Source organism: Pseudoalteromonas sp. T1lg122 (assembly GCF_002964825.1).
Lineage (GTDB): Bacteria > Pseudomonadota > Gammaproteobacteria > Enterobacterales > Alteromonadaceae > Pseudoalteromonas > Pseudoalteromonas gelatinilytica.
The window spans coordinates 314,341-339,741 of record NZ_PQCG01000032.1; the positions used below are offsets into that span (position 1 = coordinate 314,341).

A 25,401-nucleotide genomic window follows, 5' to 3' on the forward strand; every position below is an offset into this window, starting at 1 on the left:
TACACAAAAGAGTTATTAAGGCAGCGAATTGCTGCCTTGTTGTATATTTGGGGATCCCATGAATTTTAAAAAACCACTTAATCTTGTTGCCAGTGCAGTGATACTAAGCACCCTAGCAGCGTGTAGCCAAACAACGGCAACCGAGGCACCAAGTAAAAACCAATTAACAGCCTTTGGCACAACTGAAAATATGCAAGGCTCACAAGCAGCAGCCCTTGCTGATGACGCTTGGCTCTTAAGCTCACAAAGCCAAGGTCTGCAACTTATTGATGCCACAGGTAAACAGCACGCATTACAAAAAGGTAACTTCGAAGCGTTATCTGTTAAGGCTATCAACAAAAACAGTTACCTTGTTGCTAGCATCGACAACGAAGCCGACCAAGCGGTGATTTTTAGCTTACAAAAAGCAGCTAAATGGCAGTTAACTGAAATTAGCCGTATTAGCCCACCAAAAGCAAAGCCTGAGGCAGTGTGCTTATTTGCCAACCCGACCACTCAGGCTGTGTCGGCATTTGTGGCAGACGCTCGTGGTCTTATCCGCGAAACACTGGTGTTTGATATGGCAAATAAGCGCGCGTTAAACCTTGAATTACGCGAGTTTGCCGGTGTGAGTGAAACATCGGGCTGTGCGGTTGATGATAACAGTAAAACCCTTTACCTAAGCGAAGGCGAAGTGGGTATTTGGCAAATTAACGCCGACGCTGAATCGCGCGCTGATAAAAAGCCCCTTGCTATGATGTCGCCATTTGGCAGCTTAGCACCTGAAGTTGGCGGCTTAAGCACAACAAATGATGGCAGCTTATGGTTTACCACCTCTGAAGATAACCAATTACATCGCTACGAAAATAACACAAAGCGTTTTAGTAGCTGGCAATTTGCAGGAGAACTAGCAATTGAATCTGCCGCAGTGCGCTTTAACAATAATCAAGCTGATATTGTGCTATACGATGATGAATCAGGTCATTACCTAAAAGGTCAAATCGAGGGGCAAATTAAAGCACAAGCCAAGCAGCAAAATAGCGCTAAAACAGCGGCTGTTACTTATATCAATGCACAAGCGCAAAGCGATGCGGTACGTGCTTTTGGTGATGCTGCCGATGACCCTGCTATTTGGGTAAACCCTCACAATGCAGCAAAAAGCTTGATCTTAGGTACCGACAAACGCCGCGGTTTAATGGTGTATGACCTTGCAGGCAAAGAGCTACAAGCGCTAGAAACAGGCCGTTTAAATAATGTTGATGTGCGCCAACATGCAAGTATCAACAACGCAAGCAATACGTGGATCACCGCAAGTAATCGTACTCATAACAGTATCAGTGTTTACAGTGTCGATACTCACAATCAAGTGCAATATCTTGCTGAGTTACCAACGACTTTAAACGAAATTTACGGTATGTGTATGTATTCATCAAATACAGGCAACTATGTGTTTATGAATGATAAATCAGGCCTGTTTCAGCAATACAAACTAACTGGTGATAATGAGAGCGTATCAGCACAGCTAGTACGCGAATTTAGTGTTCCTAGCCAACCAGAAGGTTGTAGTGCCGATGATAAAAGCGCACAGCTATTTTTAGGTGAAGAAGACGAAGGTATTTGGTTTATTGGCGCTGAGCCAACAGCAGGAAATAAACCTGTAATGCTACAAACCGTGAACGATATGCTCGTTGATGATGTAGAAGGCATGGAAATCTACCACGCAAAAGATGCTCGATATTTAGTGGTTTCTAGCCAAGGTGATTACAGCTATGTGCTTTATAAAATTATTGATGGCAATACCCCTAGCCTTGAGTTTGCGGGTAAGTTTGCAATCAGTAATAACCTAGAGTTAGCAATAGATGGCGTATCAGAAACCGATGGCCTAACGGTAACGCCGGCTGCACTACCGGGCTACCCTGAAGGGGTGCTAATTGTGCAAGATGGTTACAACCGTATGCCACAAGCACCGCAAAACTTTAAGATTATTGACTGGCGCGAAGTAAAAAAAGCCATTCAATAAATTACTCCGTAAAGGTGCTCGGTTTACCTGGGCACCTTTTTTATCTGCACATATTTAATCAGTAAAATAGATAACTAAAACATCCTACAATTGCACCGTAAATCAGCATCGGCAAAAAGGTTTTCTTAAGCACGGGCCCTTCTTGATTATTCACTCCAACAATACTGGCTACAGCAATAATATTGCTAATGCAGATCATATTACCCATCGCCGCTCCCGTTGATTGCAACGCAAGCACTAAAGTTTCTGATAAGCCCACTTGCTCTGCAATACCATATTGAATACCGCCAAAGGTAAGATTAGACACCGTTGCCGAGCCTGAAAAGAAAGTGCCGAGTGCCCCCAAGTACGAGGCAAATAACACCCAGTGCTCACCGCTTAAATCAGCAAAGGTACTCGCCATATAAAATATGGGCGCATTATGGCCGCCTTGCATTAAAACATTCACCATCACCAATGCACCGATTAAAGCAATACATGGCATAGCAATACGGCCTAAGGTGTCTGAGCACATTTTCTTTACTTGTGGCTTACTCATATTAAGTAACGGCACGCAGATCAACACCACCAATACAAACGGGATCAGCGCTGGAACAAACAAGGTTTTATATGACCACCCCACTGAGGTGCCGAATATCTCATGTAAAGATAAGATCAGCGCTTTACTTAATTCAAATTGCGCAAAGCCCAAATTGACACTCAGCCAGAGCGTTTCGTCGTTAAGCAGTGCTTTAATACCTAGCTGATGAATACGGGTTATGACCAGCACAACAATCAAGAGTAATAGCGGGAATAACGCTACAAACAGCGTTTTAGGTGTGAACTCAGCCTTGTTTTTCGAGCTTTGTGTATTTGCAGCTGATTTATCTAAACCCACTCCCCGGCTTGCCAAATAAATAGTGACTAATAGCCCCACCGCCCCACCAATCAGTGATGGAAACTCATAGTTCCACTGAGCAAACAACCAATAAGGCAAGACACATGAAAACACGCTTAGATAAATGAATACGCTATTTTGACGCACCTTTTTTAGTGGCAGCACAAGACACAGCGCAATCATAGGAATAACCAAAGCAGCAATAACATGGCACAGTGCCGTCCATTTTGAGATAGCCAGCACTTGCTGGTCATCTAACTGTAGCGCCGAAAAACCAAACCATGTTGGTGTGCCAACAGCCCCAAAAGAAACGGGAATTGAGTTTAAAATAAGAGTGAAAACAATCACTTTAAAAGGCGAGAAACCAAGCCCGACTAAAATAGGCGCAGCAATAGCCGCTGGCGTGCCAAAGCCCGATGCGCCTTCGAGCATAAATGCAAATGCCCAACCTATGATCATCAATTGCGCAACCTGATTACTGCTAATAGATTCGAGCCAGTGTTTAATCGTGGTTTCGGCCCCTGATATTGCCAACATGCGGTTAAGTAAAATAGCCCCAGCAATAATCGAAATGGGGGTCATGACTGACAACACACCAGCAAACGAATTAGCAAGCAACAGCCTTAAATCAGCTTGAAAGTAAAACAGTTGCAATAAGGCTGCGAGTAGCGCTGTTATGGGTAAGGCAATATAAGAAGCGATGGGGCTGCGTTTTACCATCATCCAGATCAGCACCAAAATAGGTAGTGCAGCCACTAGGGTATTCATGGGTCATCCTGTTGTTTTTATTAAGCGCTTTCCTTAATTCAAAGTATAGACAGGATAACCATAATCAGTATTTTTTATTTGTTAAATGAGTGTATTAAATGAGTGTACTGAGCCACCAAAGAAGCAGTACTAACACAGAAATAGCCACTAAGGCTTTGGTTTTGTGCTTTTGAATAATTCGCTCAGCCTGATTACCCGCGTAATAAACAACGGCAGCAAGGGCAAAGTACCGAATTGAGCGAGCAATGACCGTAGCCAGCAAAAAGAGAAAAATTGAATACTTAGTTGCCCCAGCGGCCAGCATGGCAATTTGAAATGGAATGGGCACAATACCGAGCGTCAATACAAACCAAAAGCCTTGTGCTTGCATGTTTTGTTTAACTTGCTCGAATTGCTCAGGGTTCGAGAAGGTATTAATCACCCAGTCCCCCACTACATCAAACAGATAATAGCCGAGGGCATAGCCAAAAATAGCACCGATAATACAGCCAATGGTCGCCATTAATGCAATTAACCAGAGCTTTTCGCGGCGTGCTTGCATTAACGGTATAAGCACAGCTTCAAGGGGGATGGGCACGATGGTTGACTCTAAAAATGATGCCACCGTAATCGATTTAAGCATATGTTTAGAGTCGATAAACTGCCGTGTTTTTTGCTTTATCTTTTTAGCAATTGCCATTATTCATCCCTTGGATTTTTGTTGCGATATAGGTTACAACAAAAACCCTTAACCGTCCCTTACGGTTTATGAATATAACGGCTACGGCCTTGGTTTTTTGCCAAATAAAGCGCTTGGTCGGCACGTTTCATGGTGTTGCTAAATGTCTCTGTGGCGCGTTTTATCGCCGAACCAACACTCACGCTGAGCGTTTTACTCGGTGTCACCATCACATTATTGGCAAGGCTTAGCAGTTGCTCACAGGTAGTACGTAACTTATCAGCGTCGTCGGTGGCAACATACAGTGCAAACTCTTCACCACCAATTCGCGCAAATAGAATGCTTTCATCTAACGCTTGATGACATTGATATACAAAATCTATCAATACCTGATCGCCAACATCATGGCCATATTCATCATTAATCGCTTTAAAGTGATCAATATCTGCAATCACTATACTGTGCGGCTTATCTTGGTTTTGCTGCACATAATGATAAAAATAACGACGGTTGTACGCCTTTGTTAATACATCTGTTTTTAGCTCTTCTTCAAGCTGCTCGCGGGTTTTCGCTAAATCAGTCAGGGCAAGATAAAGACCAAACCCCGTTACTAGCATCCCTAAGGTGCGGGTAATATCTTCGATATAAATACCAACCCAAATTGGTTGAAATACCAGCTCGTCTAAAAAATCAAAAGTCAGCCCAACGCTCCAAAGGAAGATACCCACACTTAAAAATAAGTAACTGCGCTTAGCAACCACTGAGGTTTGCACAAAGGCAAAAATACAAATCAAAATAAGCAAATTGATGGCATCACTTAGCACACCATTTAAGTAGATATCATTTTCGAGTCGATTAAAGTAATACAGATAGGTGATCACTATCAGCAACAAAAAGACAATAAAAAAACTAATAAAGAACTGCTTTATTATGAGTGGCACTGAGTTTAACTCAGCCTTTATTTCTGGAGGAGAAGACTGTTTATTCATAACTAATCACGACAACATACTGCAATGACTTAAACATTAGCAAAGCAAATTTAAAAGTGCATGATAAAGCCGCTTTAAAGGGCAAAAACCAGCGTTTTTACTGGAGTAAAAAGTCTAAAAATAAGCCGTTTTAGTCAGTAAAAAAGTCTAAGTTCATGCTATTTGCCACTAACGGTCGCAATTCTGCTGTGTTTTTTTTATCATCGCTGACAATTTAAATGACACAGCAAGAATCAATGAGCGACGCACGATTTATTCCATTTCGAAAACACGACATCATCAACCTTTGCCAAGCCTATTTAGGTGAGCCGCAATCAGGTTCGTTTTTGGAGTTTGCTACACTTTTGCAAAGCGTGACTCATTATCAATATCACGAGCTGCTGGAGTCATTAAAAAACAACTATGCGCCATTTGACCCAAATAGCGACACCCGCACTCTATCACCGATTACTAACGAGCAACGTGCCAGCTACCAGTCAGCCTTCGCAAAAGATTTTGCCACCGTACTCAATGCTGCCAATTTTGAAACCATTACCAATCAAGACTTACAAGATGCGCTCAATGAAGAGTCTTTATTTAAAGTGCGTTTAGCCGTTGAGTTTGATGACTTTGCAGAAGTGGTCTTTTACCGTCGCGGCGAATCGCAAAAAACCGAGACGCTACGCAGCTTTTGGGGCCTTAAGAAAAAGCAGATTCAATTTACTAACTATGATCGTGTTGCCATATTCATCCGCTTTAAAGACGAGCAGTACTTTTTAGAAAAAGGCAAAATGCCAGTGGGCTTTGAGCCAAACTCAACCATCGTCAAATTATTCCAGAATGTGCCAAAGGCCGATTTAGAAATGCTGTTTCCGAATAGCGAAGTAAAAATGCGTCCAATAGATAAACTGATTATTGGTTCATCAGCACTGATTGGTGGTGCTGTGGTATTGGTAACAAAATTAGGTGCGTCAATTTTACTCCTGATTGCCATGATTGCCTTTTGGGGTGGTTGGCGCAGTGAAGAAGTGCATATGAGTCAGCAGCACTTTATTACCTTTGCAGTCGGCATGGGGGTGTTTGGTAGCTTTATTTTCAAAGAGTGGAGCAAGTTTAAAAACCGTAAAATTCGTTTTATGAAAGCACTGGCCGACAACTTATATTTTAAAAACCTCGATAACAATGCGGGGGTTTTTCATACCCTAGTCGACGCAGCTGAAGAAGAAGATGTAAAAGAGGCGCTGCTCGCCTACACCTTTTTACTAAAAAGCGAGTCTGCGATGACTGCACAGCAATTAGATAGTCAAATTGAACAGTGGTTTAACGAGCAACATAATTGCCAGCTCGACTTTGAAATTGATGATGCTTTAGACAAACTCGTCAAGCTTGAGCTAGTTAATCTGCAAAATGATCTTTATTCGGCGGTTGATTTAGCTAAGGCCAAACAGCGCTTAGATAGTCGTTGGGATGACTATTTTAAGTTTGCCTAAGCCTTTAAAATCAGGTACTAGCAAGCATAAATCGAGTTTGAGTCAATTTAACTCTCGTTACGGCATTTTGGTCTCAATGTGCTTGCGCAGTAAATGGTCTGCTTTTAGGATAAAATTTTACGGCTAAAAAAAGACCATTCCATGCAATTAAAAAAAACAATCCTTATTGGAGCTAGTTTGCTGTGCGCAGCAACGACTGCTCAGGTATATGCTAGCGACAAGTTTGTCTCTGAAGATATTTTTCAACTTGAATACGCAGGCGACCCACAAATAAGCCCAGACGGTAAAAAAATCGTTTATGTTCGCAGCGGCTACGACATCATGAAAGATGGCAACAAACGTAGCTTTTGGCTGTACGATTTAAAGTCTGGTCAACACACGCCACTGTTTTCTGATGAGCATAACTACAGTCAACCAACCTGGTCTCCAGATAGCCAAAAAATTGCCTTTACCAGCAACTCAAGCGGCTCAAATCAGCTTCACGTTTATTGGTTAGCGCAAGACAAACAAGCACTTTTAACGCAACTACCAAAATCAGTCGGCAACTTAACGTGGTCGAATGACTCAGAGCAAATTGCGTTTACGATGAGTATTCCTGAAGGTAAATCTGCGTTCGCAAAATCTGTAAAGCTGCCAAAAAAACCAAAAGGTGCTGAGTGGTCAAAACCTGTTAAGGTTATTGAGAAAGCGCGTTATCAAGCTGATGGTGCAGGTTTCTTAGAACCTTCATATCGTCACGTTTTCGTTATCCCCGTTTCGGGTGGCACGCCGCGTCAGCTAACCTCAGGTGATTTCCAGCACTATGGTCCACTGGCTTGGAACGCGAACAATAGCAAACTTGCTTTCTCTGCTGATCGCAATACTGATTGGGAATACCGTACAACAGAGTCTGACCTTTATGAAATCAATGTAAAATCAGGTGAGCTTACGCAACTAACTGATTTACCAGGTAGAGAAAGTAACCCGCATTACGCTAAAGACGGTGATGAACTTGCCTTCATTGCTCGTGATAACGCCCCTGTGCCTTATATCAACTCAACCTTGTCGTTACTTGATCTAGATAACAAATCAGTCAAGCATATTACTGAAAAGCTAGATCGCTCTGTGGCTGATTATAAATGGTCAGGCGATGGCGACTTTGTTATTCAATACGATGATTTTGGTAAGCGTAAGCTCGCTAAAGTAACAAGCCGCGGTAAGGTCACTGATTTAACTGATACCGTGTCGGGCACTTCTATTGGTCGCCCGTATGTCAGTGGTAGTTTTAGCATGGCCAATAATGGCGCGATTGCTTACACCACAGGCAATGAATACCGCCCAGCTGATTTAGGCTACCTATACAAGGGTAAAAGTAAAACACTGACTTCATTAAATGAAGATGTATTAGGCCATAAAAAGCTTGGTAAAGTGCACGAGCTGAATGTTAAGTCGCAGTTTGACGGCCAAGCCATTCAAGGTTGGTACATCACGCCGCCTGATTTTGATGAAAACAAGCAATACCCATTAATGGTTGAAATTCACGGTGGCCCACACCTAGCCTATGGTCCAAGCTTTACTGCTGAATTACAGCGTTATGCAACCGAAGGTTATGTGGTTGTGTATGTGAATTACCGTGGTTCAACAAGTTACGGTAAAGACTTTGCATTACTGCTAGATGGTAAATACAGCTCTGAAGAAGACTTTGCTGATCATAACTCAGCGGTTGATGCGATGATTGCTAAAGGCTTTATCGATAAAGATAACTTGTTTATTGCTGGTGGTTCAGCAGGTGGTATTGCAACGGCTTATGCGGTTGGTTTAACAAACCGCTTCAACGCTGCAGCAATTACCAAGCCGGTGATCAATTGGTTAAGTAAAACACTGACTGCCGACAGCTACATTGGTCAAATTCGTAACCAGTTCCCTGGTATGCCATGGGATAATGTTGAGCACTACTGGAAACGTTCGCCGCTTTCATTAGTGGGTAACGTAACCACGCCATCATTGATCATGACAGGTGAAGAAGACCGCCGTACGCCGATTTCAGAATCAGAGCAGTTCTATCAAGCATTAAAACTGCAAAAGGTCGATACCGTACTTATTCGCGTACCGGGCTCACCACATGGTATTGCGGGTCGTCCATCACGTATGATTTCGAAAATTGAATACACGCTTGCGTGGTTCAAGCAATATCAGAAGTAATGAATTAAGCAGGAGTGAGGCACTCACTCCTGCTTAAAAGTAATGATGACTAAGCGCAAGTTGAGCAGATCCTATCGACTGCGCTTTTTCCCCGCACACGCCTAAACTCACTTCACAGCTACGTAATCCACGACTATCTAAACGTGCAAATGCTGCAATTGATAACTGCTTAAGCTGTTCAAGCGCTTTACTCGGTAGTGGCGAATCAATAATCACCGCTTGCATATCTAATAAACTTAAACTGTTATGCATGGCAATACTGATAGCCTCAGCGGCTTTTTCAAGCCAAGGCTGAACAAGTGGTTTATGCTCTGTAAACTGACTGTCTGTTAGCTCGTACACAGAAATACCAAGTTGCTGCTTATCAAACTCGCTTTGCAGTGATAGTAATGAACATTGGCTAAGTAACTGCTCCCGATCAGCGTTTAGCATTGAGCCTATAGCACCCGCATTGCCACTTTTACCTTCGAGAAGCTGGTAGTTAATCACTACAGCGCCGCCTAAAAAAGCCCCCAAATAGACATATAAAAAATCGCTGTAATTATTAGGGTTACCAAGGCTTAGTTCTGCACAGCAGGCTGCGTTATTATCGTTACTAATATAAACAGGTAACTGGAACTGGCTTTCTAAGTAACCTTTTAAGTCGAAGTTTTGCCACTGGCTAAGAGTATTTGTTGCTGAGTCTGAAGCTGCTTGCCATTGCCAAATATCAAACGGCATAGCGACCCCAAGCCCACACACATATGAGCGCAGTTCAGGTTCTAATTGACTGATTAATTTTGGGATATATGTTTCTAAGAATGATTTAAGCTCATCAACCGATGCTTCATTCACCTCAACAGATACAGATGCTCTTTGCGTGCTTTGTAAGTCAACGAGTATCAGGTCGAAGCGTCGTCGCCCAATTTTCAAACCAAAACTAAATGCGCCATCAGGATTTAGCCTAAATGGCACAATAGGTTGCCCTACTCGGCCTTTAACAGGTGCATCACGAAGCAATAGCTTATCTTCTTCGAGCTTGTTGATATTCACTGTTGCCGCCTGAGCAGACAAGGCTAACGCTTTCGCTATTTGTGCTTTAGGCATGCTTTGCTGTTGCCTAATTAAACTTAAGATTGCGCGCTCGTTATTGCTTCTTGGTGCTCGCGATAAACTGCTCTTCATAACATCCTTCTTGATACAAGCTTGATTAGCGGCCTATTAGACCTTTTTGGCGTACTATCTACCAGTCAAAATAATAAATCAACTAGGTTGATTTATTATTTATAGTCGTGAATACTGTCGGCCACAACAATATGAACACATTAATCTGGTGAACTATGCAAACACAGTCCGCTATTGTATCGCGCCAAATGCTTTGGCCTTTTATTCTGCTTACAATTTGCTTTGCTGCTTGGGGTACTGCGGCGAATATGACAGACCCATTAGTGAAAGTTTTTAGCAAAACATTTTCGATGAGTGCGTTGCAATCAGCACTGGTGCAGTTTAGTTACTACGGCGCATATTTTTGCTTAGCTTTACCGGCAGCCATGATCAATAGACGGTTTAATTATAAAACGGGGCTGTTAGTGGGTTTAGCCATGGCCGCCTGTGGTGCGTTATTGTTTTACCCTGCTAGCCAAACCATGCTCTATAGCCACTTTTTATTGGCCTTGTTTATTCTTGCAGGTGGCTTGTCTATTTTAGAAACCTCTGCCAACCCCTATGTCATGCAGTTAGGATGCGAGCAAACAGCCACCCGTAGACTTAACCTAGCACAAGCTTTTAACCCTGTTGGTACTAATATTGGTGTGTTTTTAGCGGCGACGTTGATTTTACCGAACTTAAATCAAGCTGATAGCGCAAGCCGTGCCCTGATGAGTGAAGCGCAACTAAAAACCGTTGTGAGTGCAGAACTCGATGCTGTGATGGTGCCGTATGTGGGTATGGCCTGTTGCTTAATCTTACTATGGCTATGCATCTTTTTTAGTCGCTCTCCTGCCACAGCAACAAAAGCCGCCACGCAGCCGCGTAAACTTAAAAAGACCTTTCAACATTTGTATCAAAATAAGCACTACCGATTTGGCGTGCTGGCACAGTTTTTTAATGTTGGCGCGCAAACCTGTGTATGGACCTACACCATTGGCTACACCATGGAAGCACTTAACACCACAGAAGTTACCGGCGGCCAAGTCTTACAATATTCTATGCTGGTGTTTTTAGTATCTCGTTTCATTATGACTTGGCTAATGCGCTTTATTAGCGGCGCTAAATTACTGCGTTTTATGGCTTTAGTTGCAGCCGTGCTTTGTTTTATTGTTACCACCCAAGTTAATTTAGTGGGCGTAGTCGCACTTGTTGCTATTTCAAGCTGTCTATCTTTGATGTTTCCAACCATTTACGGCACAGCACTTGAAGGCCTCGGCGAAGATGCAAAAGTGGGTGCGGCAGGTTTAGTAATGGCAATTTTAGGGGGCGCATTTTTACCTCTGATCCAAGCTGCAACCATAGATGCCTTTAACACTGCGGTTTCGTTTGTTGTACCTCTGGTTTGCTTTTTAATTGTTGCTTTGTATGGCCACCATACCAAAGTAGCAGCAATACCCGCCAAAGCGCAGTTGCAGGACTAAACGCATCAATGAGATAATGCACCTCGTTTACCTACTTAAGCGAGGTGTATCGTCAATTAATGGCACATATTACGTTTTTCATGGTCAAGTTTTTGGCCTTTTCTGCTGGCTGTTTTGCCTGTTTTTTACTTCATGATCAAGCCCATGTTGCCCTTGTATTATCTGCCGCTGTTACCGGATTAGTTGGCACATTTATTCCTTTTCCCGCTCGTTTTGGTAACCACCCTTATGCAGCCATTTACGCTGGCAGCTTTGCTGGTATGTGCTCATCGAGTTTAATCAACAGCTACTGGGAGCTGAGCTTTATCTCTTTAATTGGTGCCAGCCTTTACGTATTAACTATGAATCTATTTGCAGGTTTTGGTGGTCGTCTTGGTAGTGTTGCTTTTGCCAGTGTGGCGCTTTACATGCTTGCAAAAGGAGTCTTTTAATGGATTTGTTTATTGCTATTACCGCTTTACTAGGCGCCTACTCTACTTACTTTTTAGCGCATCATAATCGCTTTGATGGCATTCGTGCCTCTGCCGCCACCAGTATCATTGCATTTGCGATTTTAAGCCTACTCCCTGTTGATGTAGAACTTTACAGCGTGGCGTTTTTTGGGGGGACTTTCATTGGCATGAGTGCACCAAAACGCTTTGGCATTTTTACATTAGCCATTGCTTCAATCTTGTTTGCTTTGTTATTTGAATACCTTGTGCCGCGCTTGCATGGCTATGGCGGTGCATTGGGCTTGAGTGCTTTTCTATCTGTCTGTGTTTGCCATATAGGTATCTTGCTAGGTGCACCCCGCAGTAAAAAAAGCAACTAAATCTGACTTGCCAATTAAAAACCTATACCTTTTCATTAAGATTCTTTAGTATGTTAATTACTTGTTTAAGGATAAAGGATCTTTATGCTGTTTCGCTCATTACTGATTGCTACCCTGCTTTGTTTCATCAGTTGTGCAACGGCTGCGAAAACACTGACCTTTATCGCTGAAGATCTACCTCCTTACCATTTTAAAAACCAACAAGGCGAAGCCGATGGTGCACTTGTTGAAGTAGTAAAAACCGCCTTAGAACACGCAAACATCCCTAGCGAATTCGCAATTATGCCTATGGCGCGGGCTTTTCATGAGCTCGAAAACAATCCAAACATGTTAATGATTTCGCTACTAAAAAACTCAGCTCGCGAAAACCGCTTTCAGTGGTTAGCACAAACCTATTTTTCGGACGCTTACCTTGTTGACCTTACCAGCAAAAGCCACAAAATAATTAGCTTGAAGCAAGCTCAGCAATACCGTGTCGCGACTATTCGAGGCTATTCAAGTGAGCATTATTTGAAGCAAGCTGGATTTAATGAAGATAAAAACTTGGTGCTAGTCAGTCATTACCATCAACTTTGGCAATTGCTTGAAAAAGAGCGCATCGACTTTGTGCTGACCAACACCCTGACTTTGCAAAATGAACTGGTATTATCTGGGGTTGATCCGAGTGACATTCATAAAAGCCTACACTTAGATGACTTTCCTTCAGGTCTTTATTTAGCTGCAAATCTTAATTTAGATAAACAACTCGCTGTGCAATTAAGTAACGCGATTGAAGCATTGAAGCAAAGTGGTCAATACCAAGCAATTTTACAAAAATGGCAGTTGCCTTTACCTAATTAAAAATGAAAAACACTCCATTATTTTACAAAAGCTTAGCTTTGGCTTGTGCCTTAGCTGTTTATCGCTCAGCGCCTTTGCAATAACTTCTGAACAAGCGTTAGAAAAGCTAAACGAAGCACAATCGTTACGTAACAGTAACCCAAACCAAGCCACTGAAATATTTGAGCAGTTAACTAACGACTCAACCCTTGTCAATGAGTCTAACATCATACAAGAAGCGCTTGAATCGCTGGCATTTATGAATGTCAGCAGTGGTGATTATGACCAAGCACTGAGCTATGCAGAGCAGCTGCTGGAGTACGGACAAAAGCAAAGTAATCAGGCTATCACAGTACGAGCAATGCTTATTCAGGGCTACGCACAAGGTAGAAAAAGTAACTTTCTAACAGCAGAGCAGCACTACCGAGATGCATTATCTATTGCCAAACAGATAAAAGATTCAGTGCTAATTGCTCAGTCTTATGAGCGATTAGCAGCCATTTTACGCTGGCAAGATAAATACATAGCCGCCCTTAATGAGGCACAAAAGTCTGTTAATATCTTACATGAATTTGATGATGACAAATCGTATGCATCGGCATTACTAAATCTAGGAATAATCGAAGCCATTATTGGCGATCACAATGCGGCGCTCGCAAGTTTAACTCAATCATTTTCTTTGCATCAAAAGCTTGATGACAAAAAAGGCATTGCCGATTCGCTTTATGAAATTGGCGAAGTTTACCGCCGTATGGGCGACAGTGCCCAATCGTTAAAGCATTTTAAAATGTCTCACGTGTTGGATTTAGAAATTGGCTCTAAAGTCGACATCGGTAATAGTGCCATGAAGGTCGGCTATGCTGCGCTAAAACAAGGCGAACTTGCTACAGCCACAGATTACGCAGAAAAGTCGATTAGCTATTATCAGCAATCATCTTCAAACACTGGGCTGTGTCGCTCATATAATTTAATGGCGTTAATTGCTTTAAAGCATGGCAACATCAGTGAAGCGCAAGCCTATATCAACCGCGCTTTAGCAATCGCTACTGACTATAATTTTCGCTCCCATTTAGTCGCTTTAGGGATCACCCAAACACGTATCAATCAAGCCCTGGATGATCACGCTGAAGCAATTAAGACCGCGGAGCAGGCTTTAAAACAGGCTGACGAACTGCAAGATGTTGAAGATCAAATTACCTTAAACAAGCTACTCACTGACTCATACCTTGCATTACAACTGTATAAACAAGCATTTGAGTCGCAAAGCCGCTATCAAACCCTTGAAGATAGTACTGGTAAAAATCAGCACGACTTAACCGTGGCCGCGATGCAAAGCCAAGTAGCTTTTATGCGAAATCAGCAAGAAATCAACCAATTGAGTGCTGATAAGCAAATTCAAGCGGCTCAACTAAGCGAAAGTGAATGGCAATTTAAAGCGTCGTTATTGGGCCTAAGCTGCGTGATTTTATTGATATCTGGCTTTGGTTACCGCTCATTTAAAAAGCGTAAACTTGCCAGCGAGCGAGCCCAGCTACTCCAAGAAGTCGTTGATAAAAAGAACCGCTTACTAGCCGATGTGTCTCATGAAATTCGCACGCCACTCACAGCACTACAATTGCAAGTTGAAGCATTGCAATACAATATCGCCAAAGACGTAGATGCCTCTTACGATGCCATTAATCGAAAACTTACCGATATCAATGTACTGATCCGTGATATCCATCAACTAGCACAAGCTGACTCCGATAGCCTATATCTGAACCTAAAACCCTATTTACTTGCTGATGTATTATCCGTTTGGCAGCAAGACTTTACTGCTTTTGTAGAAAACAAAGGCTTTGAATTTACTTGTAACATTCACCTTGCTGCTGATATCAAAGTCACATGGGATATCGATAAAATTAAACAAGTACTGACGAACCTTTTATCAAACAGTACTTTTTATACTGATAAACCCGGCAAAATTAAATTTATAGCAATGGCCTCAGAGCAGAGTATTACTTTTAGTATTGAAGATACCCCACCCGGCGTTACCAATAATCAGTTAGTTGAAATATTCGAACGTTTATACCGCGTTGATAAGTCGCGAAGCCGTCAAACAGGCGGCTCAGGCCTTGGGCTTGCAATTTGTAAAAGCCTGATTGAAACACACAAAGGCACTATTAAAGCTGAGCATAGTGAGCTAGGTGGCGTTAAGATCCTCATTTGCTTACCGCTTATTAGTGAACAACAGGTTTAATTAGCACCACGATTCCCTAAAATCGCCCCTAAACAGGGCGATTTCACGACATTTAGCCAAATTAATGCCGACCAAGGTCGCATATTATTTAATCAAAAACCGCCCTATATTTTTTAGTACGTTGTACAAATCTCTCACTAAAAAGTATAGGATCCTCACAATGGCGGGCGAATATCAACAACAATATCAACAGTTCCAGCGCGCTCCGGGTCAGTTTTGGCTTGAGCAAAGTAAACGAATTCCTTGGTTTAAAGAGCCAAGTGCCCCTTATCAATATGACGATAATGATTTTTACCATTGGTTTGCCGATGGTCAGTTAAACACTTGTTACTTAGCCCTCGATCAACATGTCGAAGCAGGCTATGGCGACCAAACTGCACTGATTTACGACTCCCCTGTTACCAATACCAAACAACAATACACTTATGGCGAGTTACAAACTCAAGTTGCTAAATTTGCAGGACTCATGCAATCCCTTGGCGTAAGCAAAGGTGACCGCGTAGTCATTTATATGCCAATGATCCCACAAGCGGTTATTGGTATGCTGGCGTGTGCGCGCCTTGGTGCCATTCACTCCGTTGTATTTGGTGGTTTTGCACCGCACGAACTCGCGGTGCGTATTGATGATGCAAAGCCTAAGCTTGTGCTTACTGCGTCTTGCGGGGTCGAAATCAATCATGTGATTGAATATAAACCACTGCTTGATGAAGCACTCGAAAATGCCAAGCATGCTGTTGAACACTGTATTGTATTTCAGCGTGAACAAGCCATTGCCGAGATGCAAGATGGCCGAGACATCGATTGGCAATCAGCCTCTGATACAGCAAGTGCAGTCGATGCAGTGCCTGTTGCAGGCGACGACCCGCTTTACATTCTTTACACATCAGGCACCACAGGCACACCTAAAGGAGTGGTTCGAGAAAACGGTGGTCACGCAGTTGCAATGCATTACAGCATGGAAACCGTGTATGGCATGAAGCCCGGCGAGGTATTTTGGGCGGCCTCTGATATTGGCTGGGTGGTTGGTCACTCATACATTGTTTATGCACCGCTCATTTATCGCTGTGCCAGTGTACTTTATGAAGGCAAACCCATTAGAACCCCAGATGCCAGTGCGTTTTGGCGTGTTGTAGAAGATTATAAAGTCACTGCTTTATTCAGTGCTCCTACTGCGTTTCGCGCAATTAAAAAAGAAGACCCTACCGCCGAGGGCTTTAAACAATACGATACCTCAAGTTTAAAACGTTTATTCTTGGCCGGTGAGCGCCTAGATCCACCCACTTATGAATGGCTAAAAGACAACACCGGCTTGCCTGTACTCGACCACTGGTGGCAAACAGAAACAGGTTGGGCAATTGCGTGTAATCCAATTGGTATTGAACAACTTGCTACTAAGCCGGGTAGTTCGACGGTGCCAACACCGGGATTTGATGTACAAATTCTTGATATGAATGGTGAGCAGTGTGCAGCAAACGAAAGTGGCGCTGTGGTTATTAAACTACCTTTACCTCCTGGCTGTTTACCAACAATTTGGCAAAACAATGAACGCTTTCAAGCGGGCTACTTAAGCGAGTACCCGGGTTATTACCTTTCTGGTGATGGCGGCTATATTGATGACGATGGTTATCTATTTATTATGGGTCGTACCGACGATGTAATTAACGTTGCGGGTCATCGCTTATCAACCGGTGAAATGGAAGAAATTGTAGCAGCCCACCCTGCTGTTGCTGAATGCGCAGTATTTGGTGTTAACGATGCACTCAAAGGGCAATTACCTATGGCGATGATAGTGCTCAAAGACGATTACCTTGGCGATAGCAAAGAAGTCGAGCAACAGTTGATCCTATCGGTAAGAAATCAAATTGGCGCCATTGCCTGCCTGAAAAACATTTTGCATGTTGAGCGCCTCCCAAAAACCCGCTCAGGGAAAATACTCAGAAAGAATTTACGTCAATTGGTCGATGGTGAAGAACTACAAATTCCATCCACCATTGATGATGCAAGTATTTTTGATGAAATCAACCAACAACTTAACAATCGCTGATCAGCTTTTGTAATGTTACCCAAAGGCCTTGTTTAAGGCCTTTATTCGTTTTGGCCTATGGCTTGCAACTTTACATGTAAGTTAGCAAACGAAAAGGTGGTTAACATGGCTGTTATCGCAGGTTATATCCAATTCAATGAATTAGGCAAAACAGAATTTCATTATATTAATCAAATAGCTGATGTATTTAATCGCTATAAAAAAGCAGATGTTCAGCGCTTTGATTGTGATAATGGAGCTATTTTTCACTATGACTTTGATGCTTACCAACAAGCGAGTTGGTTGCAAACTGAGTCGCAAATTGCAACGCTGATTGGTCATCCTTTACTCAGCAGCTCGCGCAGTGATGATTTAAAAGCCATGGCCAATACAGCTTCGCTCAACACCTGCTTACAGCAATGTGAAGGGGTTTTTAGCTTTTGCCAGTTTAATAGCCAATTAGGCAGCTTAGTACTTGCCACCGACCCACTTGGCTTAAAACCATTTTACACCTTAAAAACGGCGCAAGGCTTACTGTTTTCAACCAACTTGGGGATATTTAAACAACTGAGTATTGAGCTTGAAAGCGATGCCGAAGCACTCACAGAACTTGCTGTGCTTGGTTACCCGCTATTAGATCACACGCCTTATAAAAACATTAAATGCTCATACCCAGGCGAAATATTACGTTTTGATGCCAGCCACGGCGTGGTAAAGCAACGTTACTTTGATTGGGTCGCCCTTGCCAAACAAAACCGAGAGGTGACCGATGCAATTGAAGGCGTTACTCAGGCTTTTCGCAGTGTTGTAACAAAAGCGATGCACACCGATAAAAAAGTGCTGAGCACTCTGTCAGGTGGCCTTGATTCACGGTTAATTAACTGCGAGCTCTTACGCCAAGGTGTTGAGCTTAAGTCGTTTAATTTTTCGCAATCAGATAGCCAAGATCTCTACTGCGCAAAACAATATGCTTCGCAAAATGCCCTTAAACTTGAAGTTGTGCAAGTACGCGACACGCAAAAGCTCTCTGTTGAGCAGCGCCTTGGCAAATACTGGCGCAAAGCACATCACAATGAATATAAAACCGTTTCAAGACCACAAATTAGTTGGTCAGGTAATGGTGGCAGTGTTGGTTTAGGTGCCGTATTTTATGGCGACGCTATTTATGAGGCGGCAAAAGAAAACAATCTTGATAAGCTCATTCAAGCTTATTTAGATCAGCAGTACGCTTATTTGCCAAAGTCAGTGGTTCATAATGCGTCTATGCTGCAACAAAAACTAATTGATAACCTAAAACTTAGTTTTAAACCCTTGGCTGAATTACCACTGGAAAAAGCATTCCAATTGTTTTTACTACTCAATGATCAACACCATCATTTAAGCATTCCGAACGAGCAAGTATGCGAATTTAAAATGGAGTTCTTTCATCCGTTTTATTCGTGGAAAGTACTGCAATATCCTCTAGCTGTCCCAGTTGAATATGTACGTAAACACCGCTTTTATCAACGTTGGCTGAAAACCAGTTACCCACGAGCTATGCTTGCACCATGGCAAGCTTATCCGGGTCATATGCCTTGCCCTATCAAGGTAAATTACCAATCACAGTGGCAGTTTAACAATAACAATCTGATGCGTTTTGGCGAGCTCTTTAAGCTGTGGTACGAGATCATGCGCTTTGATCGCCATCAATTGATCAAACGCAGTCACTTTACCGCGTTATGCTTATTACAATTAGCTCACTTAAAGAATGCACAGCCAAATATACGCATTGCTCAGCGGTTCTGTCAGTGGTAATTGATAGTCATAATGCCCTCATCTGAGGGCATTATTATGAAATACAAAAACTACTTTCTAAAAAATAATATTACAGGCTAGAATCAAGTCAGTTATTAATAATTTAAGCTGAGACTTTAATGAGAAAATGGACACTTCCTCTACTGCCATTAATCGTATTAGCAGGCTGTACCTCAGTCAGTAAAGATGAATGTTTACAAGCCAATTGGCATGGTATTGGTTATAAACATGGTGCAGATGGCACTGAGTATCGTGATGGCATCGATGCCTTATCACAATGCAGCGAATATGGCGTAAGTGCCGATATTGCTGAATATAAAGTGGGATATGATCAAGGTCTGGCAGTGTATTGTGAGCCCGAAAATGGCTTTACCCTTGGTATGCAAGGCGCATCTTACAATGGTGTTTGTAATAGCACGGCGTTTCGTAAAGCATGGCAAGAAGGTAATGATAGGTACGAAGTACAACAAAGGCTGATATACATTGATGACCGAATTGACGACATAGACCGTCGCCTAAAAGATATTCGTGCAGAGCTTAACAGCAATCAGCTTGATAATAGCCAGCAAAAAGCGCTATATCGAGAGCGTAAAGACTTAGAAAACGAGCGCAAAGACTTACGCAAAGAGCGCGCTTTACTTCCGCTTTTAAATAAATTGCCGAGTGTCGAAATATCAACCGAGTGGTGATGCTTTATGTTTAAGCTTCATCTTATACATTTGCTCGTCAGCTGTGGCGAGTAACTCTTTGGCGTTTTTACCATCTTCTGGGTAAAGCGCGATACCAAAACTAGCACTCACAGGCACTTTTGTTGCGTAGCGCTTTGCTACGCCTTCAACTGCTTTTTGGCAGCGTCCAGCAATGTCTTGGCAAACAGAGAGTTTTGCTAACGTTGGCAACACAATCACAAACTCATCGCCACCAATGCGCGCTAATATGTCTTTATCACGCAGCTGAAGTGAAAGCTGCTCACTGATTTCAAGAAGTAGATTATCGCCCTGCTCGTGACCAAAGGTATCGTTCACCAGTTTAAAGTTATCAAGGTCGACATAAATCAACGAAAACTGGTTACCTTCATTCGCCGCATGATGAGAAAATGAATGTAACTGAATATCTAAACCTCGCCGATTTAACAGCTTAGTAAGAGGGTCTTGATTGACTAATTCGTCAAGCAGTTGGCGCTTTTCTACTGCCTGCGAAATATCATCAAATGCACCAATGTAATGACTCACTTGACCATGTTCGTCATACATGGCATCTATGGTTAACAACTCAGGAAAAACTTCACCGGTTTTGCGCTTGTTCCATATTTCACCTTGCCAGCGCCCATTGTGTATTAAACTCTCCCACATCAACTCAAAGAACTCTGTGGGTTGCTGCTTAGCTGAAAGTATAGATGGGTTTTTATCAAGCACTTCTGCCTTACAAAAGCCTGTAATTTGCTCAAAAGCAGGGTTAACATCCACAATTTTAGGCTCAGAGGTGGTTATTAATATACCGCGGCTTGTTGTTGAGAAAACGGCTGTAAGCAGCTGTATTTTTTCGTTGCTTTTAACTTCTTCAGTGACATCTTCTGAATAACCATTCCACTCAACACTGCCATTAGCACGGGCAATAGGTGAGGATTTTCCTTCAACCCAAATCACACCTTTAGTTGGATGATTAACTCTATATACCTCATGCCAATCGGATAATTCGACTCGCGATTTCTCAATGCTTTTAACGACTCGCTCTAAATCATCTGGGTGAATCGTTTGCATGATTAAATCTGCAGAATTTTTTATATCATCTGCTGTGCAGCCATAAATCTTGAAGACTTTGGAGCTGGCAAAAGGAAAATATGCGGTGCCATCTTTTTCCACCACATACTGATAAACAAACCCCGGTAAGTTATCAGTAAACTTTTGCAATTTAGCATGTAAAAACTCAATTTCTCGCTCTTTTAACCACTGTTCAGTAATATCGATATGAACGCCTAGCATCCATTCAGGATTGCCATTTTCATCCCAACTTTGCACTTGGCCTTTATCGAGCACTTTAACCCAATGCCCTTGTTTGTGCTTCATTCGCGCTTCGCAAATATAACGCTTAGAGTCACCTTTAAAGTGAGCGTTTAATAGCTGTTCCGATTTTGATAGGTCGTCAGGGTGAGCAAAGCTGAGCCAAGTTTCTATTGAAACTGGCAATAATTCTTGCAGTGTGTAACCGATAATATCGGCCCACTTATCATTGAAAATGGTTTCGCCTGTTTGTACATTCCAAAGCCAGACACCCGCATCCCCACTGTCGAGAATTAGCTGAGCAATGTCTAATCCAAGCTGCGATTTAATCGCATCATACCCTTCACTAAATGCCATAATTAGCCTTGTTAACTAGCTCACCCGAAATAAAAGTAAGCCTTAATCATTATTTTAGTTAACAAAATAAAAAAACACTAAAAATCCGTGAAGAATATTGATCTAACGCAGGCTATTACATTTTTGGCCAATCCACCTCATCAACACTGTCGATTGTGCTTACGATGGTTTGATCTCCTTGCCATTTTCGAATGTAACGCGCCAGAGGATCATAAAGGACTGTTTGCTTATTAATATGAAAATGTCGACCGCCTCTAGGGTCAACGCCGACCCCCGCTATATATTGCCAATTACCCCAGTTTGCAGCCACGTCATAATCAATGAGTTGCTGTTCGAAATACGCTGCACCATAGCGCCAATCAAGTTCAAGCTCGTTAACTAAACAACTTGCTGCAATTTGCCGAGAGCGGTTAGCAATATAGCCTGTCGCATTAAGCTCATGCATTATTGCATTAACCAAAGCAAATGGCGTGCGACCTTGGCACCAGGCATTAAAGCGCTGGCTGTTAAAAGTCGTCAGCGGTGCACTGTGCTTTTGCCCTTTAAACTGAAAGAGTGTTGCGCCAGAGCGCATTGCATGCCACTTAAAATATTCGCGCCACAGTAATTCAAACTTTATCCAATAGCTCGACTCATTCGCACCGTTTTGTAGCTCATACACTTCCACTTCTCGGTATAGCTGTTTTGCGCTAATTGTGCCACCAGCGAGCCATACACTGAACTTAGTACTGTTGCTAAAGCCGTCTAACTCATTACGTGTTTCTTTATAACTGCTTGGCGCCTGAGATGAGAAGTACGCATTACAATGCTGCTGAGCTGCAAGTAAACCACCTTTAAAAACGCCCGATTGAGTTGCAACATCAGCAATAAGGTTGTCAGGGCATAGTTGTACAGGATGAGGTAAGTGGCTAACCGCTTGCTGTGGCGCGGCTATAAAGGTTGGCTCAGCTTCGACCAGTTTGCGAAAGGCTGTAAAGTTTTTAGGTAAGTTATCAAGCTGAAAAGGCAAGTCTGCTGCTTTAAACAAGGTATCTTGCTGATATGTTTTTACCGTCACTTGTGGGCACAATGCGTTGATTTTTCTTAGCTGTTTTTGCTCATAAACGCCAACTTGCTCGGTACAAACCAATGTTTCAATATCATATTTTTGCAAACGATGACTGATTACTTGCTCAGGCTCACCTGTAATTACATGAAGTGTTTGCCCGAGTTGCTCAACAGCTTGTGCAAATGCGGCTAGGCTCTCACGTAAAAAGTGGTATTTATGCGTCCCATACGGTTTTGATTGATAGTTAGTTTGCCTAAACCAGCGCGGCTCAATCACAAACACTAAATCAAGCTCACCATCAAAATCAGCTAACTCAGATAGAATTTCATTGTCGACTAGGCGTAAATCATTTTGCAGCCAATATAAAACACGCTTTTTCATTATTTACTCAATTAGAAACCTTAAGAAATCATACGTAAGCCAGCTATTTCTCGATTAACTTTGTCACAATTAGTTAGCATAACGTTTATTAATCATAAACTTACAATCTTCAATGAAGTTTAAGTTTTAGTTAAGTTTTTCTTAAGTTAGCGATTTTATGCTGATAACTGTAAAGAATTTAAAGGTTGATAAAGCCAAACACGCTGCATCTCCTTGGTATTTAGTAGGCATAATAATGATGAATAAAATAACACCCGTTTTATTAATAACATGCACTGCTACAGGGACTGTTTATGCAAACGAGCCTTTAAGCTTAGATGTGGTTTGTGAAGTAAAAAGCAAACCTACTGCAGAGTTAAGCGAAGACAAAGACATCACTGTTGATAAACTCAACATTGATACGCATACGATTTTCGATCCTAATGACCCTGAAACAACCGCCCTACATCGCTTTATCAACTGGCTGCACATAGATACCAAAAACAAAGTTGTTAGTGAGCAAATTACCTTCAAAGAGGGTGACCAAGTCAGTGAGCGTCAGCTACAAGAAGCGGAGCGTATTCTGCGCAGCAAAAAATACTTAAGAGATGCCAAGGTTAGCTATACAAAAGATTGCCTTGAAGATGAACCCCGCGTGGTGCAAATCGATACCTGGGATACCTGGAGTTTATTGCCAACCATTAATTTTGGCCGTAGTAGCGGCAATAATAAATACAGCTTAGGTTTTAAAGAAGAAAACTTTTTAGGCTACGGTATTCGCGCATCTTTAAAGTATAAATCAGATCATGAACGCTCAGGCTACCACTCAGTGCTGCAAATGCCAGTGCCTTGGCAGCCTCATGCAACCCTCACTTTACAAGCTGATGATTACGATGACGGGCAAGTCTTTTTAGTGGATTATCATCAGCCTTTTTATCAACGCAGCAGTGACGCACTTATGCGCTACTTTGCTAAATCACAAAAGCAAAAAAGTTATATCTATCAAAATGGCATGACACGTTCAGAGTTTTTTACTGATGAATTAATCGCCCAGTTTGCTTACGGCGGAATTTTATCGCAAGACAGTCAGCAAACCTTTCACTGGCTTGCTGGGATTGATTACGAAGATGTCAGTTACCGCCCTTTTGAAACAGAGCCTTTGCTTGCAGGCCTTAACGATTACACCATTGCAGCGCCTTGGGTCGGATTACATTGGCTAGAAGACAATTACGCCGTTTTGCACGATATTGACCTAATAAACCACAACGAAGACGTTAACCTAGGTTGGGAGCTAAATTCAAAGTTTGCCATCGATACCGTAAATTTTGGTCAAGGCTTTTTATTTGATACAAACCTTACCAAAGCGTGGTTTAACAATAACGCCTTGTATCGATTTGCCGCTGGAATCAAAGGCAATGTCGGAACTGAGCTTGATGACCGTTTAGCGCTTTATTCAAAAGCACAAATGAACTATCGCTGGTCAGACTCATTTGCTTTTTATGCGCATCTAAATGGTCATTGGCAAAACCATGAATTTGCTGACAAACCACTGGCTGTTGGGGGTGAAGAAGGTATGCGTGGCTTCCCAGAAAGTTACCAACATGGTACTTCAAGCGTACAAGCAACGGCGGAACTAAGAATGTACCCTAACATCAATCTGTATCAGTTTGTAGATGTAGGCTTTGTTGGCTTTGTTGATGTAGGCCAAGCTTTTGGCAGCACTGAAACTGCAAATATTTCAGATTCAATGCTAACCAGTGCAGGTCTAGGTATTCGCCTATATTCATCGCGCTCAAGTAACGACAATGTGATCCATATCGACTTTAGTACGCCTCTGGGCAGTTACCAAGACGTTGATTCATGGCAAATAGGAATGTCGGTTGAAACAACTTTTTAAGCATCCTGCTCTTTACTCATGAGCTCTCCCATGCGCTCGATTAATTCTTGTTCGGTTAGGTCTTCTTTATGTGTCGCGATGTTCCATATATGGCCAAAAGGGTCGGCTAACGTGCCCGACCTATCACCATAAAATTGGTCGTGCACAGGGCGTAGCTCTTTCGCGCCAAGCGACAACGCTTTGGCAAAAACAGCATCGACATCTTCAACATACAGCATCATATTGACAGGTGTACCGCCAAGCTGCTGTGGAGATTTGTATTCCATTTCAGGGTAGGTGTCAGAAAGCATGATGTAGGAGTCGCCTATTTTTATCTCGCCGTGCGCCACCCCACCATCAGGCATTGGCATTTGCATTACAAGCTCGGCATTAAAAGCCTGCTTATAGAATTCGATAGCTTTTGTTGCGCCATCAATAATCAAATACGGGGTTACCGCATGGAAACCTTTTGGGATTGCAGAAACAGCCATGTTACACCTCAACGATAAATGTGTGAGTTATAA

At 42.4% G+C, this 25,401-nt stretch carries 19 protein-coding genes; 12 read left to right on the top strand and 7 right to left on the bottom strand.

All coding sequences use genetic code 11. The features are described from left to right. The first annotated feature begins 58 nt into the window (after window positions 1–58). The gene (locus tag C2M33_RS13910) at window positions 59–1,999 is read left to right on the top strand and encodes a phytase (RefSeq protein ID WP_063700370.1); all 1,941 of its coding nucleotides are present in this window, start codon (window positions 59–61) and stop codon (window positions 1,997–1,999) included. 58 nt (window positions 2,000–2,057) lie between these two features. Here C2M33_RS13910 and C2M33_RS13915 read toward each other — a convergent pair whose 3' ends face one another. From C2M33_RS13915 to C2M33_RS13925, 3 genes are all read right to left on the bottom strand, one after another. Beyond that, window positions 2,058–3,644 (bottom strand): L-lactate permease, encoded by a 1,587-nt coding sequence (locus C2M33_RS13915; protein ID WP_063700371.1) that lies wholly within the window; start codon window positions 3,642–3,644, stop codon window positions 2,058–2,060. A gap of 94 nt (window positions 3,645–3,738) precedes the next feature. Then, window positions 3,739–4,323: a YqaA family protein gene (locus C2M33_RS13920; protein ID WP_063700373.1), complete on the bottom strand. Its 585-nt coding sequence runs from the start codon at window positions 4,321–4,323 to the stop codon at window positions 3,739–3,741. A 59-nt stretch (window positions 4,324–4,382) separates the two neighbouring features. Next, the gene (locus tag C2M33_RS13925; protein WP_105174700.1) at window positions 4,383–5,291 is read right to left on the bottom strand and encodes a GGDEF domain-containing protein; all 909 of its coding nucleotides are present in this window, start codon (window positions 5,289–5,291) and stop codon (window positions 4,383–4,385) included. A gap of 236 nt (window positions 5,292–5,527) precedes the next feature. Here C2M33_RS13925 and C2M33_RS13930 point away from each other — a divergent pair, with 236 nt between their 5' ends. Beyond that, window positions 5,528–6,760, top strand: coding sequence for a TMEM143 family protein (locus tag C2M33_RS13930; RefSeq protein ID WP_105174701.1), 1,233 nt, complete (start codon window positions 5,528–5,530; stop codon window positions 6,758–6,760). 141 nt (window positions 6,761–6,901) lie between these two features. Next, the gene (locus C2M33_RS13935) at window positions 6,902–8,941 is read left to right on the top strand and encodes a S9 family peptidase (protein ID WP_063700376.1); all 2,040 of its coding nucleotides are present in this window, start codon (window positions 6,902–6,904) and stop codon (window positions 8,939–8,941) included. Window positions 8,942–8,974: 33 nt separating this feature from the next. Here the strand turns inward: C2M33_RS13935 and C2M33_RS13940 are convergent, their stop codons facing one another. After that, the gene (locus C2M33_RS13940) at window positions 8,975–10,105 is read right to left on the bottom strand and encodes an ROK family transcriptional regulator (RefSeq protein ID WP_105174702.1); all 1,131 of its coding nucleotides are present in this window, start codon (window positions 10,103–10,105) and stop codon (window positions 8,975–8,977) included. A 155-nt stretch (window positions 10,106–10,260) separates the two neighbouring features. Here C2M33_RS13940 and fucP point away from each other — a divergent pair, with 155 nt between their 5' ends. From fucP to C2M33_RS13980, 8 genes are all read left to right on the top strand, one after another. Next, window positions 10,261–11,550, top strand: coding sequence for an L-fucose:H+ symporter permease (gene fucP / locus C2M33_RS13945; RefSeq protein WP_105174703.1), 1,290 nt, complete (start codon window positions 10,261–10,263; stop codon window positions 11,548–11,550). A gap of 59 nt (window positions 11,551–11,609) precedes the next feature. Continuing rightward, window positions 11,610–11,981: a hypothetical protein gene (locus C2M33_RS13950; protein WP_370626045.1), complete on the top strand. Its 372-nt coding sequence runs from the start codon at window positions 11,610–11,612 to the stop codon at window positions 11,979–11,981. Beyond that, window positions 11,981–12,361, top strand: a complete 381-nt coding sequence (locus tag C2M33_RS13955; RefSeq protein WP_105174704.1) for a hypothetical protein — start codon at window positions 11,981–11,983, stop codon at window positions 12,359–12,361. Before C2M33_RS13950 ends, C2M33_RS13955 begins: the two co-directional genes overlap by 1 nt. Before the next feature lie 84 nt (window positions 12,362–12,445). Continuing rightward, entirely contained in the window at window positions 12,446–13,201 is a 756-nt protein-coding gene (locus tag C2M33_RS13960; RefSeq protein WP_105174705.1) for a substrate-binding periplasmic protein, read from the top strand. Continuing rightward, window positions 13,149–15,419 carry a tetratricopeptide repeat protein gene (locus C2M33_RS13965; RefSeq protein WP_105174706.1) on the top strand — a complete coding sequence of 757 codons (2,271 nt, stop codon included), beginning with the start codon at window positions 13,149–13,151 and terminating at the stop codon, window positions 15,417–15,419. The genes C2M33_RS13960 and C2M33_RS13965 overlap by 53 nt, the downstream gene beginning before the upstream one ends. A gap of 160 nt (window positions 15,420–15,579) precedes the next feature. After that, a complete protein-coding gene (locus C2M33_RS13970) occupies window positions 15,580–17,463 on the top strand; it encodes a propionyl-CoA synthetase (protein WP_063700387.1) in 1,884 nt (627 codons plus the stop codon). Window positions 17,464–17,568: 105 nt separating this feature from the next. Continuing rightward, window positions 17,569–19,236, top strand: a complete 1,668-nt coding sequence (locus C2M33_RS13975) for an asparagine synthase-related protein (RefSeq protein ID WP_063700389.1) — start codon at window positions 17,569–17,571, stop codon at window positions 19,234–19,236. A 119-nt stretch (window positions 19,237–19,355) separates the two neighbouring features. After that, window positions 19,356–19,925, top strand: coding sequence for a DUF2799 domain-containing protein (locus C2M33_RS13980; protein ID WP_063700391.1), 570 nt, complete (start codon window positions 19,356–19,358; stop codon window positions 19,923–19,925). Here the strand turns inward: C2M33_RS13980 and C2M33_RS13985 are convergent. After that, window positions 19,911–21,593: a sensor domain-containing diguanylate cyclase gene (locus C2M33_RS13985; RefSeq protein ID WP_063700393.1), complete on the bottom strand. Its 1,683-nt coding sequence runs from the start codon at window positions 21,591–21,593 to the stop codon at window positions 19,911–19,913. The genes C2M33_RS13980 and C2M33_RS13985 overlap by 15 nt on opposite strands. A gap of 115 nt (window positions 21,594–21,708) precedes the next feature. Further along, the gene (locus tag C2M33_RS13990; RefSeq protein WP_063700395.1) at window positions 21,709–23,022 is read right to left on the bottom strand and encodes a DASH family cryptochrome; all 1,314 of its coding nucleotides are present in this window, start codon (window positions 23,020–23,022) and stop codon (window positions 21,709–21,711) included. A gap of 235 nt (window positions 23,023–23,257) precedes the next feature. Between C2M33_RS13990 and C2M33_RS13995 the strand changes: the two genes are divergently transcribed. Continuing rightward, window positions 23,258–24,898, top strand: coding sequence for a hypothetical protein (locus C2M33_RS13995; RefSeq protein WP_105174707.1), 1,641 nt, complete (start codon window positions 23,258–23,260; stop codon window positions 24,896–24,898). Here the strand turns inward: C2M33_RS13995 and C2M33_RS14000 are convergent. Then, window positions 24,895–25,368 carry a VOC family protein gene (locus tag C2M33_RS14000; RefSeq protein WP_063700397.1) on the bottom strand — a complete coding sequence of 158 codons (474 nt, stop codon included), beginning with the start codon at window positions 25,366–25,368 and terminating at the stop codon, window positions 24,895–24,897. The two genes, C2M33_RS13995 and C2M33_RS14000, sit on opposite strands and share 4 nt — an antisense overlap. Between the last annotated feature and the right edge of the window lie 33 nt (window positions 25,369–25,401).

What these genes read in the sequence shown, in the direction of transcription:
- C2M33_RS13960 (WP_105174705.1), top strand. Translation starts at nt 12,446, where the DNA reads ATGCTGTTTCGCTCATTACTGATTGCTACCCTGCTTTGTTTCATCAGT.
- C2M33_RS13950 (WP_370626045.1), top strand. Translation starts at nt 11,610, where the DNA reads ATGGCACATATTACGTTTTTCATGGTCAAGTTTTTGGCCTTTTCTGCT.
- C2M33_RS13995 (WP_105174707.1), top strand. Translation starts at nt 23,258, where the DNA reads ATGATGAATAAAATAACACCCGTTTTATTAATAACATGCACTGCTACA.
- C2M33_RS13935 (WP_063700376.1), top strand. Translation starts at nt 6,902, where the DNA reads ATGCAATTAAAAAAAACAATCCTTATTGGAGCTAGTTTGCTGTGCGCA.
- C2M33_RS14000 (WP_063700397.1), bottom strand. Translation starts at nt 25,368, where the DNA reads ATGGCTGTTTCTGCAATCCCAAAAGGTTTCCATGCGGTAACCCCGTAT.
- C2M33_RS13985 (WP_063700393.1), bottom strand. Translation starts at nt 21,593, where the DNA reads ATGGCATTTAGTGAAGGGTATGATGCGATTAAATCGCAGCTTGGATTA.
- C2M33_RS13990 (WP_063700395.1), bottom strand. Translation starts at nt 23,022, where the DNA reads ATGAAAAAGCGTGTTTTATATTGGCTGCAAAATGATTTACGCCTAGTC.
- C2M33_RS13940 (WP_105174702.1), bottom strand. Translation starts at nt 10,105, where the DNA reads ATGAAGAGCAGTTTATCGCGAGCACCAAGAAGCAATAACGAGCGCGCA.
- C2M33_RS13910 (WP_063700370.1), top strand. Translation starts at nt 59, where the DNA reads ATGAATTTTAAAAAACCACTTAATCTTGTTGCCAGTGCAGTGATACTA.
- C2M33_RS13980 (WP_063700391.1), top strand. Translation starts at nt 19,356, where the DNA reads ATGAGAAAATGGACACTTCCTCTACTGCCATTAATCGTATTAGCAGGC.
- fucP (WP_105174703.1), top strand. Translation starts at nt 10,261, where the DNA reads ATGCAAACACAGTCCGCTATTGTATCGCGCCAAATGCTTTGGCCTTTT.
- C2M33_RS13925 (WP_105174700.1), bottom strand. Translation starts at nt 5,291, where the DNA reads ATGAATAAACAGTCTTCTCCTCCAGAAATAAAGGCTGAGTTAAACTCA.
- C2M33_RS13970 (WP_063700387.1), top strand. Translation starts at nt 15,580, where the DNA reads ATGGCGGGCGAATATCAACAACAATATCAACAGTTCCAGCGCGCTCCG.
- C2M33_RS13930 (WP_105174701.1), top strand. Translation starts at nt 5,528, where the DNA reads ATGAGCGACGCACGATTTATTCCATTTCGAAAACACGACATCATCAAC.
- C2M33_RS13955 (WP_105174704.1), top strand. Translation starts at nt 11,981, where the DNA reads ATGGATTTGTTTATTGCTATTACCGCTTTACTAGGCGCCTACTCTACT.
- C2M33_RS13915 (WP_063700371.1), bottom strand. Translation starts at nt 3,644, where the DNA reads ATGAATACCCTAGTGGCTGCACTACCTATTTTGGTGCTGATCTGGATG.
- C2M33_RS13920 (WP_063700373.1), bottom strand. Translation starts at nt 4,323, where the DNA reads ATGGCAATTGCTAAAAAGATAAAGCAAAAAACACGGCAGTTTATCGAC.
- C2M33_RS13975 (WP_063700389.1), top strand. Translation starts at nt 17,569, where the DNA reads ATGGCTGTTATCGCAGGTTATATCCAATTCAATGAATTAGGCAAAACA.